Annotated in this window: 5 protein-coding genes; 3 read left to right on the top strand and 2 right to left on the bottom strand. The window is 44.7% G+C overall.

Annotated features, from left to right (window positions below):
• Positions 1 to 99 precede the first annotated feature (99 nt).
• Positions 100 to 2,010, bottom strand: a complete 1,911-nt coding sequence (locus tag DDR33_RS08120) for an alpha/beta hydrolase-fold protein (RefSeq protein WP_109415269.1) — start codon at positions 2,008 to 2,010, stop codon at positions 100 to 102.
• A gap of 41 nt (positions 2,011 to 2,051) precedes the next feature.
• Positions 2,052 to 4,547, bottom strand: coding sequence for a glycoside hydrolase family 95 protein (locus DDR33_RS08115; RefSeq protein ID WP_109415309.1), 2,496 nt, complete (start codon positions 4,545 to 4,547; stop codon positions 2,052 to 2,054).
• Positions 4,548 to 5,238: 691 nt separating this feature from the next.
• On the opposite strand from DDR33_RS08115, the gene DDR33_RS08105 reads away from it, so the two are divergent.
• From DDR33_RS08105 to DDR33_RS08095, 3 genes are read left to right on the top strand one after another with little or no spacing between them, the layout of a single operon-like run.
• On the top strand, positions 5,239 to 8,421 hold the full coding sequence (locus tag DDR33_RS08105) for a SusC/RagA family TonB-linked outer membrane protein (RefSeq protein ID WP_109415267.1): 3,183 nt from the start codon (positions 5,239 to 5,241) through the stop codon (positions 8,419 to 8,421).
• Positions 8,422 to 8,430: 9 nt separating this feature from the next.
• Positions 8,431 to 10,329, top strand: a complete 1,899-nt coding sequence (locus DDR33_RS08100; protein ID WP_109415266.1) for a RagB/SusD family nutrient uptake outer membrane protein — start codon at positions 8,431 to 8,433, stop codon at positions 10,327 to 10,329.
• A 28-nt stretch (positions 10,330 to 10,357) separates the two neighbouring features.
• Positions 10,358 to 13,288 (top strand): SusC/RagA family TonB-linked outer membrane protein, encoded by a 2,931-nt coding sequence (locus DDR33_RS08095; RefSeq protein WP_109415265.1) that lies wholly within the window; start codon positions 10,358 to 10,360, stop codon positions 13,286 to 13,288.
• Positions 13,289 to 13,309 lie beyond the last annotated feature (21 nt).

Genomic DNA, 13,309 nt, shown 5'->3' with positions numbered 1-13,309 from the left:
CAACTTAATTTAACCCAAAAGACCCTGAGCTTTACAAAAGCTAAATTATATCATACACCCCGGTTTGCTTAAGCAGATCTGCATGTATGAACTCATATCTCACTTAAACAACACCTGCGCAAAATTATAGAGATTATTACGCCATACAGGCCAGGTATGCCCTCCAGGGTATTCGGAGTAAGTATATTTTATCTTCAGATCATCAAATTTTGACATCATAGTTTTGCAGTTGTTATAAGCGATGTCTTCCTTCCCTCCCATTGCAATCCAGAGCGACTTCAGATTACTGTTGATCGAAGATATATTTTCTGCAATGAACTTATACTGAGGATCGGTGATCTCATTTTGACCCGCAAACCAGCCGGAGCTGAACACACCGAGATAAGAGAACATACCGGTATTTTTAATCCCGGCATAAAGTGTCTGTATCCCTCCCAGTGATAAGCCAGCGAGTGCCCTGCCTGCAGAACCAGCTTCTGTCCTGTAGTTACTTTCAACAAAAGGAATAACAGATGTTTTAAGCTCAGCCTCGAAGGTGCGAAGAGATTGTTCGTTAAACCTGCCGGAGCTTACATTTCCGTCCATCATGACTATCAGCATTGGTTTTGCTTTACTATCCGCAATAAGATTATCGAGGATCAGATCTGTTTTTCCCTGCATGGCCCAGCCTCTTTCATCTTCTCCCCCTCCATGCAGCAGATACAAAACAGGATACTTTGCCGCGCTCTGATCGTAACCGGGGGGAGTATAGATAAAAAAACGACGCCAGGTATTTAAGACCTCCGAATAGTAACGCTTCATTCTGATCTCACCATGAGGCACTTCTCTCTCAGCATAGTAGCCGCCGCCGTCAAAGGGTATTTCGATCCCGCTTGCCATCCTCCCCATACCATAAAAGGTCTCACTGGCCGGGTCAGCCACAGCCACTCCGTCAATGAGAAGGGAATAATAATGAAATCCCTCTCCAATTGAATCTGTAGTGGCTTCCCATACCCCTGCATTTCCTTTTACCAGGTCGTATTTGCGGCCGAGGTCTACCTGAACTTTCTGCGCCTCCGGCGCGTTGATCCTGAATATCACGCGGTGATCCGGCAAAATCTGCGGATAACCAGCAGCTCTGACATTGGTAGACGCCGGTATTCCGAGTACCGTAAATTTCGAAAAGAGGGATTGGTCTACAGGCTTAAACAGAAACTGTGAAAATAAGTAAAGATCATTCTTCCAAACCTTAAAGTCGTGCACTCCAGGTTCTACATAAAAGATATGAGGCACTTTCTCTTTGGCCAGGTAATCATGAGTACGTTTGCTGAATGAGATGAGGTTGTCGTTATCTCCGCATGAAATCCAGAGTAATTTCAGTTTCTTTTTCGCTTCATCCGGGTTGGGAACCAGTTGTTCCGGGAGTTTCGTATTTGGGGCAGATGAAAATCCGCCAACCCAGGCAAACTTATCCAGATTCCCTAAGCCGAAATTCAGAGACTGCCCTCCCCCCATGGAAAGCCCCGCTATGGCGCGGTTTTCCCGGTCTTTACGCGCAGGATACTTTCTTTCAATAAACGGAATCAGGTCATTAAGCAGATCTTTCTCAAACGTAGCAAAAGCCTGTACCTTATCCGGAGCCATAATATTACCGGTTGCCCGGTCGTCCTTCATCGCCCGTCCATTAGGCAAAACTACAATCATAGGCTGAAGTTTTTTCTCAGCATACAGATTATCCAGAATCACCTGGGGACTCCCATGTCTGAACCATTCCTTTTCATCACCGCCGATACCATGCAGCAGGTAAAGAACCGGGTATTTCTTATTTTTCGAAAATCCCGGGGGAGTGTAAACTAAGGCCCTGCGAACAGAGCCAACCGTTGCAGAGGAATAAGATACCGTATCAATCCTCCCGTGGGGGATACCGGTCTGTAAAGAATCAAAGCCTGCGGGTGCCTGTTTTACAACCGGTTGCGAAACCGCAATACCTGAGGCTAAGAAAATCGCAAAAGAGAAAAATATCCGTTTCATATTTGTTATATAAATAAGCTGATAAGCTTTTTAAATGGCTGTTAATTGGTAAAACTGTACACCCGCCCCTTGATTGTAGGGACATCGTATACGGTATATTCAGTCTGAGCCAGCCCCCTGAACTTAGCTTCCGGAGATACCAGTGGTTTTTCGATCTCATCAATATAGTAGAAGGGATTATCGTTGTTTCCTGCAGCATTTTTAAGGATTGTACCAGGCGCTCCCTTTAATGAATTCGGGACTTTCAAACGCAGATTACCTCCCAGATTTGATTTAATCACAAGCTTTCTGATCCTGGAAAGCTGCCAAACCATTTCCACAATCTCAAATCCTCCGCGTGCTTTCAAACCTTTCACATTTCCATTCTTCCAATCACCTGGTAAAGCCGGGAGGAGATGAAGTGAGCCTGTGTGGCTTTGCATCAGCATTTCAGCTATTCCGGCTGTGCACCCAAAATTTCCGTCAATCTGGAAAGGAGGATGGGCATCAAACAAATTATTATACGTCCCGCCGCCGTCTTTATTAACTCCAAGCGGAGTAAGCTGGCTTTTTATCAGTTGATAAGCCCTGTCTCCATCGAGGAATCTCGCCCACATGTTGACTTTCCAGCCCATACTCCAGCCGGTAGATACATCCCCGCGGTAAACCAGTGAATTCCTGGCAGCCTCGAACAACTGAGGCGACCGGCCGGAGATAATCTGCTTCCCTGGAAACAAGCCATACAGATGAGAAATATGACGATGTTTGTCATTGGGATCATCCCAGTCTTCCAGCCACTCCTGCAGCTGGCTGTATTTGCCAATTTGCATAGGAGGAAGCTTTCCCCTGGCATCTCTTACTCTTTTTATAAAAGCGGGATCCTTAACCTTAAGAACCTCCGCTGCCCGAAGTACATCAGAAAAGAGACCAAAAACAATCTGATTGTCCATTGTAGCACCATATGTCAGGGATATCCCATTGAAACCGGGCCTTTTAGGTTCATTTTCAGGGGAAATGCCCGGAGCAACGACCAGCCAACCATGCTTAGGTTCTGCAACTAAGTGATCAAGAAAGAATTCTGCTGCTCCTCTCATGACTGGAAATGCCGTTAAAAGGAATTTGCTATCTCCTGTATATAAATACTTCTCCCATAAATGGTCAGAGAGCCATGCTCCTCCCATTGGCCACATCCCCCAGTAAACGCCATCCACCGGACCCGTGATCCGCCAGATATCCGTATTATGATGGGCTACCCATCCACCTGCTCCATACATTACCCGTGCGGTTTCCTTTCCGGTTTCAGAAAGGTCTCTGATAAGACTGACCAGCGGTTCGTGCATTTCACTCAGGTTTGTATTCTCAGCCGGCCAGTAGTTCATCTCCGTGTTAATGTTAATGGTGTACTTACTGTCCCAGGGGGGATTCATGGAACCATTCCAGATTCCCTGAAGATTGGCGGCCTGGCCGCCGGGGGCAGAACTGGATATTAAAAGATAACGTCCGAACTGAAAGTACAGGCTGACTAATTGCGGATCATTTCTTGCGGCAAAACCACGTAATCTCACATCTGTTGCCTCACTCGCGGAAGGACTGGTGCCAAGATCGAGCGATACACGTTTAAAATACTTCTGATAGTGTTCGATATGCTGTTTCAACAACTGCTGATAGGGCTTTGACGAGGCAGATCTGAGCATATCTTCAGCTCGTGCCGCCGCATTGCCTTCGAGATTTTTATATGAATTAAAATTTGTTCCGACAGAAACATAGATTGTGGCGCTGTTTGCAGCATTTACGTTAATAGAAGAATCATTTACAGACTTTGATCCGCCCTCTGTAAATACTTTGACCAACGCACTGAAGTTTACCTTCCCCTTTACCCCTTCGTGATCTGATGTTGTACCGGAGAGAACAATCCGCCCCTGCGGGTCGATCTTCCTGACAGACTTATGAAGCGAGGAAAAGGACGCAGAAAAAGAAAGTCTCCCGGGTTTATCTGCTGTTAAGCGGATGACAACGGCTTTGTCGGTAAAGGAAGTGAATATTTCCCTCGCGAACCGGACGCCGTCTGCCTCATAAATCACTCTGGCAACGGCGTCCTCCATGTTTAATTCGCGGTAGTACTGGTTTGGGTGCCCCTGCTGTTTAAAATCGAGATTTAAATTGCCGACGGGCTGAAATTTCATTCCGTGGCTGGTCTTAGATATCATCGTATTACCGGCAAGCTTCTGGGCTTCCGCATATTTTCCCTCGAAAAGCAGTTTTCTTATTTCGGGAAGAGCTTTTAACGCATCTGGATTGTCATTCCGGTTCGGGCTGCCCGACCAGACGGTCCCCTCATTAATCGGAATGATTTCCTTATCCGGATTCCCGTAAACCATTGCTCCGAGGAAGCCGTTACCAAGTGGCAATGCATCTGTCCAGGTGCTGCCTGCAGGCTTGTTATACCATAATTTCAAATTTGTATTGCTTTGCGACCAGGCTTCGGTTTCCGGAAAGAAAAGAACCGGCAGGATAAGTATTCCAATTTTAAAGATTATGGCATTGTATCGGTTTTTCATTTTTTCAATATTGTTTGTGTAAGCGGGTTCCCCCTCTCCTGCTCCCATGATTTTTTGTCTACAAGCCACGGTCACTCAGGCACGGGGGTAAGCCATTCATTGTTTATAACGGTGATCAAAAAAACGTCCCTGCTGTAAAAAAGGGAATATTCAAAACTAAGATAGTCATTGGCCGCAGTAAGGATAAGAATCACTAAAAAGATAGCAAAATTGTCTAGCCAGCTCCCCCATAGTTCAAAGGAAAAAGCTTTTTTAATACATTCAGGCTGTATTTTTTTTAATTTCAGAATACGCTTATAATGTACAATTGACATTTATCCTACTTTTTTTGACAGGAGGATCACTCAGCATACAAAGCCGGAAATAACTTTGAAGAGTCTGAAAAATACAGATATACCCCCTGCTATTGCATTCAATACGCAAGGGAACGAATAAACTAACTAATAAAATTAACCAGTAAAGCCAATCAGTTATGAGACATCCTACATAACACCCGATGCCGGTAATGGAACATCCGCGCTATTTACATCAACGCGGAATAAACAAATCACAATGAACTCAACGAAAACAAAATGAAACTCACCAATCCAATTTCACTCCTCCCTCCTTAAATTCTTAAATCAGGATACAGGGATCATCAGGAACACACCGTTTTTTAATCAACCTACTCCCGTTTAATAATATTTCAAGAATGAAGAAAGAGATACTAAAAGAAAGTAAGAGCGTAACCCATAATTTTTCGCTAAGGAAGCGCTTATTAACAAGATTACATCTTACGCACCTCATTATGCTCCTGCTGGTTTTCCATACAGCGGCCCAACAAAGGCATACAGTGAAAGGGACAGTTTTAGATCAGCAGCATAATTCAGTTATAGGGGCCACCGTTACGGTTAAAGGCACCTCAACACGAACACTAACAGATGTCAACGGAAAATTCTCAATTGTTGTTCCGTCAGACAGGCAGATACTTGTGGTTTCATATGTAGGCATGCACCCGCAGGAAGTTGATGTGAAAGGCAAAACAGAAGTAAGAGTAACAATGCGGGATGACGCAGCCAGCCTGGAAGAAGTGGTAATCGTGGGTTATGGCACACAGAAGAAAGCCAGTGTCGTCGCCGCAGTTGCACAAACTACCGGAAAAGTGCTCGAAAGAGCAGGTGGTGTATCGAGTATAGGAGCGGCGCTTACCGGAAACGTCCCTGGTGTTGTTACCACAGCAAGTACAGGGATGCCTGGCGATGAGGATCCACGTATCGTCATTAGAGGAAGAAGTACATGGAACAACAATGATCCTCTGATTCTAGTAGATGGTATAGAGCGGCCGATGACGAGTGTGGATATTGGCTCGGTAGAATCAGTCTCTGTACTTAAAGATGCATCTGCTACAGCAGTTTTCGGCGTCAGGGGTGCAAATGGAGTCATCCTGATTACAACCAAAAGGGGACGTGAAGGCCAGGCCAGTGTGCGCGGAACAGTCAACAACGTCGTGAAAGTTCCTTCTAAACTACCAGGAAAATATGATGCTTATGACGCACTCCGGATCAGAAACGAGGTAATTGAATATGAACTTGCCCTCAGACCTGAAAGCTGGAACGACTACCTGCCCCAGGACATCATCAATAAATACCGTTATCCGGCAGATCAGACAGAAGCAGAACGTTATCCAAATGTAAACTGGGATGAAGTGCTTTTTAAAGATTATGCCATGTCACATAATGCTAATCTTAACATCTCCGGTGGAACCAGCAAGGTTAAATATTTTGCAAGTGCTGATTATCTTTACGAGGGCGATTTATTCAGGACATTTGAGAATGACCGTGGATATAAACCAGGGTATGGATTTAATCGCCTCAATATGAGGAGCAACCTTGACTTTCAACTATCAAAATCTACTATTCTGAAGACAAACCTGTCTGGTTCAAGAGGTGTAAAGAAAATGCCATGGGGCGCGTCGAACAGTGATTATTCCTATTGGATATCAGCCTATTCGACGGCTCCTGACGTCTTTATGCCCCAATATTCAGACGGAACCTGGGGCTATCATGCACCCAATGTACAACGCGGACTTAACTCTGCCAGAATACTGGCTGTGAGCGGCGTGTCATATACCACAACTAACAGGATCACTACAGATTTTACGCTGGATCAGGACCTCGCAAGTTTTGTAAAAGGACTAAATTTCAAGGGGACAATAGCACTTGACAATTCTTTTATCGAGGGCAGCCGGGGTGTTAACGATCTATATAATGATACCCAGGCGAAGTGGATTGACCCGGAAACCGGAAAAACAACCTATCAGCAGGCCTTCGATGCGACCAATCGTTTTGACTTTCAAAACGGCATCAACTGGGCTACTGTGGGCGGAACGGTTCAAGACTGGTTAACATACCGTCGTCTCTTCTACCAGGCTCAGTTAAACTATTCCAGAACCTTAGGGGTCAAGCACAATGTTACGGCCATGGGCTTATTCAATCGTAACCAATACGCAACCGGCAGCGAAATCCCTTTTAACCGCGAGGACTGGGTTTTCCGTGCTACTTATAATTATGCCAACAAATACATTTTAGAATATAACGGGTCTTATAACGGCTCATCCAAATTCGGTCCTGAAAACCGCTTCGCTTTCTTCTCATCAGGAGGTTTGGGATGGACAATCTCAGAGGAGAAATTCATGAAGCCTTTAACCTTTGTGGACAACCTGAAGATCAGGGGTTCATACGGTGAGATAGGTGATGACAGCGGTGGGGCACGTTGGTTGTATCTGACTCAGTGGGCCTATGGCGGACAGACTAAACTGGGGGTTACCGGTGAAGGCTCTGAAACAAGTCCGTATGTGTGGTACAGGCAAAGCGCTTTGGGAAATCCAGATGTAAGATGGGAAAAAGTGAAAAAAATGAATGTTGGCGCAGATTTCAGCTTTTTCAAGGGGTTTATTTCAGGAAAATTTGATTTCTTCAAAGACAGGCGCTCTGATATTCTGCTTACTGGCGACAGACGTGCGATCCCCTCCTATTATGGAGTCTTGCCTCCTATACAGAATCTGGGTATTGTTGAAAATAAGGGATATGAGCTGGAGTTAGCCATGGACAAAAAGCTAAATCCGAACTGGCATATCTGGGCGAACATGAACTATACCCGGGCGAAGGATAAAGTGATTGAGGCAGATGATGCTTCATTGCTTCCGGATTATCAGAAACGCGCCGGCAAGCAAATCAGCCAGACTTACTCCCACGTGAGTGCCGGGTACTATAATACATGGGATCAGTTGTATGCGAGCACCATAGCAGACAATGGTGATGAACAAAAACTACCCGGGAACTATCACATCCTTGATTACAATGCTGACGGAGTAATTGATGCAAAAGATAACATTCCTTATGCATTCCCTTCTGTTCCGCAACATACTTTCAATGCGACATTTGGTGTTGACTGGAAAGGTTTCAGCGCCTTCGTACAGTTCTATGGTGTCAATAATGTAACCAGGCAGGTAGTGTTTGGCAGCTTATCAGGTCAAAATCACCTGGTATATGATGAAGGATCGTACTGGTCTAAAGACAACACCGACGGCGACGTACCATTACCCCGCTGGTTGTCGACTCCAAGCAGCTATAATGCAGGAAGCAGGTACATGTTTGACGGGTCCTATATCCGTTTAAAGAATGCGGAAATAGCATACACATTCCAAAGGGAGAACAGTTTCGTCAAAAGACTTGGAATAGCAAGTATGAGAGTCTTCCTGAACGGAAACAACCTGGCAGTGTGGACGAAAATGCCTGACGACAGGGAGTCGAACTTTGCAGGAACCGGCTGGGCTTCACAAGGCGCCTATCCAACTGTTAAGCGCTTCAACCTGGGTGCAAACATTATTTTTTAAAGATATTTTATGAGAACAAAATATATAAAAACGATTATCTCCTGCTTTGTCGTTTGGGCAGCTGTTTGCTTTTCGTCTTGCGAAAAATATCTGGATAAAGACGATCAGACTAATATTTCAGAAAAGGAAGCGTTTAAGAACTTTACTAATTTTCAGGGCTTCACAGAAGAACTATACAATTGTATAGTCAACTTCAGCAACAATTACTGGACAAACTCGTGGAACTGGGGAGAAGATGAGATTACCTCGACTGCCGGGAACTTTCACTTTATTCATAAAATAGATGACGGAAATTTCTGGGGATGGCAATCTGAATTTGATGGCTGGGGATCTGGCTGGATGAACCAGTCTGATTTTACCACCAGTACAACTCCTGACAACCGGTTCAACAAAGATCTCTGGAACGCGGCATGGTATGGGATCCGAAAAGCAAATATCGGCCTGGCCAATATGGACCTAATGACAGATGCCACACAGGAAGAGAAAAATCTGGTAAAAGGACAGTTGCTATTTTTCAGAGGATGGTTTCACCATCGTTTAATGGAATATTTCGGCGGCCTGCCATACATTGATTATGTATTACCCAGTACGGGCGACATCCGTCTGCCCCGTCTTAAGTACAGTGAATGTGCAGATAAAGCAGCGGCCGATTTCAGAGCAGCAGCAGATCTGCTACCCGTGAACTGGGACGAAACCGTTCCGGGAAAAAGAACGCTGGGAAAAAACCAGCTGCGGATCAACAAAATTATGGCACTTGCCTATCTCGGTAAAAATTACCTGTGGGCAGGAAGTCCTTTGATGAACTTCGAATCGACGGGAAGCAAAACCTACAATACTGAATATTGCAAAAAGGCGGCTGCTGCTTTTGGAGAGCTTTTAGGCCTTACTGAGAGCGGAGTCACGCCATACAGTCTTGTAACTTTTGCAAACTACTATAAAAACTTCTATACAACAGGCGAGGGATGGGCACTTCCGGGCAGCACCGAAGCCATTTTCAGAGGTCCGTATTATTCGGCAAATAATTCCAACTGGGGCACCAGTAAGCAATATACACCTCTGGTGGTTTCCGAAGGAGATCTCAAATTCACTCCAACGGCCAACTATGTAGACTATTATGGAATGAAAAACGGACTTCCTATTCCGGACATTACCCAGCCTGATACAGAATCGGGTTATGACCCGCACTTCCCATGGAAAAACCGGGACCCACGTTTTTACAGTGACATCGTTTTTGACGGGGTTAAATTTGTTCAGGGAGCAATTCCGAATGTCGATGAGCAACCCAATCGCTATGCAAATCTTTACACTAACGGTAGCTACCGGAATGTGGGTACCGGTAGCCGTACAGGATATGTACTGATCAAATTCGTTCCGAAAACAGCAAACAAGTATGATAATGCTTACAGCTGGGGTAATAATCTCCATATTTACGTACCGTACATGCGGCTGGCTGACGTTTATCTGATGTATGCGGAAGCTGCGTTAATGGGATATGGATCGTCAAGCGGCAAAGATCCTAACTACAGTAAAACGGCAGAAGATGCGGTCAATATAATCAGGCAAAGGGCTGGCGTAGAAAAGGTCAACTCCAAGTTTTTGGGTGCACCGGATAACTTCTTGCCCGAGCTAAGAAGGGAAAGAGCTGTAGAACTCTCGTTTGAAGGACATCGTTTCAACGATCTGCGAAGATGGCTTTTATTAACCAAACAACCTTATACCCTGAAAAAATCTGTAGAATTCGACCGTACAGGAACGTTTAACCAAACAGATGCCAGTCTCAACAGCGTAGCAAATCTACGGGAAGTGACAATCCTGGAGAGGAAATTCTCCGACAAACATTACTGGCTGCCACTTAAAAATGTCGACGTAAACATGTACGTGGAATTCTCACAAAACCCCGGCTGGTAACCACTGACTAAATATAAAGGAGACGAAAATGAAGCAAATAAAAATAAGAATAGCATTCTGCCTCACGGTCGCGACGGGCTTATCCGGCTTGACGCAGGCAAAGGGTGCTTTCGATATAAACAGTAAATCAGGCAAGATCATCACCACGGATGCAACTGCCCTTAGAACCAGGCAGCAGGATTCTATAACTACAGCAAATGACGGAAAAGACTCTCTCGTTCAGGTTGCATTCAGGAAAGTGAATAAAAAGGACCTCCAGGGAGGAGTCTCGGTAGTTAATCTATCCAGCTTAATGGAGAAAAATTATTCAACCTTCAGCCTCGAAAATCTTGATGCTCTCACCCCAGGGGTCCACGGAAACATCTTTGGAAACAATGGAAACATTTGGGGAAACAGCGGCTATCTGGTGCTTGTAGATGGATTCCCCAGGGATGCTGACAATATTATGCCCACAGAGATCGACCAGATCACAGTTATGAAAGGTGTAGGAAATGTTGCTCTTTATGGAAGCAGGGCTGCAAAAGGAGTTGTATACATCACTACCAAGAGAGGGGGCAACTACAGTCAGCGGGTGAATGTAAGAGCCAATGCGGGTATCAACGTTCCCAAAGCTTATCCGGAATATCTCGGTTCTGCCGAATACATGACCTTATATAATGAGGCACGCAGAAACGATGGTTTAACGGATCTTTACAGCACCAGCGCTATTTACAATCATTCTGCGGGCTTAAATCCTTTCCGGTATCCAAATATCGACTTTTTCTCTTCAGAATATTTGAAAGACAGCTATAACCGGTTTGATTTGACAACGGAAATATCAGGAGGAAATGATAAAGCGCAATACTATACTAACCTGGGATTCTGGTCCAACGGCTCTTTGCTGAACTTCGGAGAAGCCGTTGACAACAATGGATCGAACAGGTTCAACCTGCGGGGAAATATCAACGTGAAACTGAATAAGATGATTAAGTTAAACGTCGATGCCTCAGCTAGTTTTTATACAGGGAAAGGTGTAAATGCTGACTACTGGGGCAGCTCTGCAACTGTCAGGCCCAACAGATTCTCTCCTCTGATTCCAATTAGTATGCTGGAAGAAGGAGATGATCCCTCTATGGTTTATGTAAATAACAGTAATTATATCATAGATGGAAAATACCTGCTTGGCGGAACGCAATTAGACCAAACCAATGTATTCGCTTCTGTTTATGCAGGGGGGTCCAGCAAGAACATCACCCGTCAGTTTCAGTTTAATACCGGACTGGATTTTGATCTAAGCCGGTTACTGGAGGGATTCTCCTTTAAATCAGGACTCGCAATCGATTACCGGACCGGATTTACCCAATCTTACAATAATAATTACGCGGTTTACGAAGCTGGGTGGAATACCTATGCTGGTTTTGAGCAAATCAGCGGACTGACAAAATATGGCAATGATTCAAAAACGGGGGCAGAAAATATCAGTAATAGCAGTTACCGGCAAAATATATCGTTTTTCGGGCAATTTGATTACGATCGTACCTTTAACAGGAAACATAATTTTACCGGCACCTTACTGGGTTATGGGTTTTACATCGGAGAATCTGAAGTTTATCACGCAACAAACAATGCCAATCTCGGACTTCAGTTAGCTTATAATTTTGATCATAAGTATTATGCAGATTTCAGTAGCGCATACATTTATTCAGCTAAGCTTCCTGCAAGTAACCGGGGTGCATTTTCCCCTACATTAAGCCTGGGATGGCGAATCAGTGAAGAGAATTTCCTGAAGAACTCACACGTTTTTGACAACTTAAAAGTCACTGCATCGGCAGGTATACTAAATACAGATCTGGATATCTCTTCTTATTTCCTTTACCAGGGATATTATACCTATAACGATGCCGCCTGGCATAGCTGGAAAGATGGCCAGCTAGTGCACAGCTTCGACAGAAGAAGAGGGAACAACTTTGACATGACTTTTCCCCAAAGAAGAGAAATAAGTTTCGGACTTGAAGGATCGCTATTGAATAATGCAATAGGATTTAGTGGAAATGCATTCTTTAGTGAGACCAAAGGAAACGTGGTGCCTTTAACAGCTTTATATCCTGTTTATTTTTCAACAGGATGGCCTGTATATTCAGATGTACCATATGCTAACTATGACCGGGACCGGCGAAACGGCTTTGATTTCAACCTCAACTTTAACAAAAAGCTTGGAGAAATAGCATGGACACTTGGTTTCAACGGCACTTATTATCATACGAAAGCAAGCGTCAGGGCATCGGATGCCGAGTATGCAGATGCTTACCAACGACGGGTGGGACAACCCGTTGATGCCATCTTTGGATTGAAAAGTGATGGTTTCTTCATGGACTATAATGATATAGCCAACTCGCCGAATCAGTCGACATTAGCATCCGGTGGCGTTAAACCCGGAGACATTAAGTATAAAGACCAGAATAATGATGGTATCGTTGATACACGTGATGAGGTTTATCTGGGAAGAGGAGGCTGGGCTGGTTCTCCGTTAACGCTTGGCGTCAACCTGACGGCTAAATGGAAGAACCTCACGTTATTTGCGTTGGGTGCAGGGCGCTTCGGTGCAAAGGCAATGAAAAACAACAGCTACTTCTGGGTAGATGGCCAGGATAAATACTCTGCGGTTGTTCGCAACCGGTGGACAGAGGAAACGAAAAGCACTGCCACTTTCCCGCGGCTTACTACCGGTACTGCTGATAATAATTACCGGAGTTCGGATTTCTGGATTTACAGTACCGACAGGTTTGATCTGGCAAAAGTACAGATATCGTATCAGTTCCCTGCCCGCATTCTGGGAAAGGGACTGATCAGAGAGCTCGGAGCGTATGTGAATGGGTTTAATCTTCTTACCATAGCAAAGGAGAGAGACATCATGGAAATGAATGTAGGCTCTGCGCCGCAGGTGAGGTTTTACAATCTCGGAATAAAGGCATTATTTTAAGTCAGTTCCGGTATAATAAAA

It is taken from the genome of Pararcticibacter amylolyticus, assembly GCF_003130405.1.
GTDB classification, from domain to species: Bacteria; Bacteroidota; Bacteroidia; order Sphingobacteriales; family Sphingobacteriaceae; genus Arcticibacter; species Arcticibacter amylolyticus.
Note: the sequence above shows the minus strand (reverse complement) of the source record. Positions and strands in the feature narration are given on the sequence as shown.

What these genes read in the sequence shown, in the direction of transcription:
- DDR33_RS08105 (WP_109415267.1), top strand. Translation starts at nt 5,239, where the DNA reads ATGAAGAAAGAGATACTAAAAGAAAGTAAGAGCGTAACCCATAATTTT.
- DDR33_RS08120 (WP_109415269.1), bottom strand. Translation starts at nt 2,010, where the DNA reads ATGAAACGGATATTTTTCTCTTTTGCGATTTTCTTAGCCTCAGGTATT.
- DDR33_RS08115 (WP_109415309.1), bottom strand. Translation starts at nt 4,547, where the DNA reads ATGAAAAACCGATACAATGCCATAATCTTTAAAATTGGAATACTTATC.
- DDR33_RS08095 (WP_109415265.1), top strand. Translation starts at nt 10,358, where the DNA reads ATGAAGCAAATAAAAATAAGAATAGCATTCTGCCTCACGGTCGCGACG.
- DDR33_RS08100 (WP_109415266.1), top strand. Translation starts at nt 8,431, where the DNA reads ATGAGAACAAAATATATAAAAACGATTATCTCCTGCTTTGTCGTTTGG.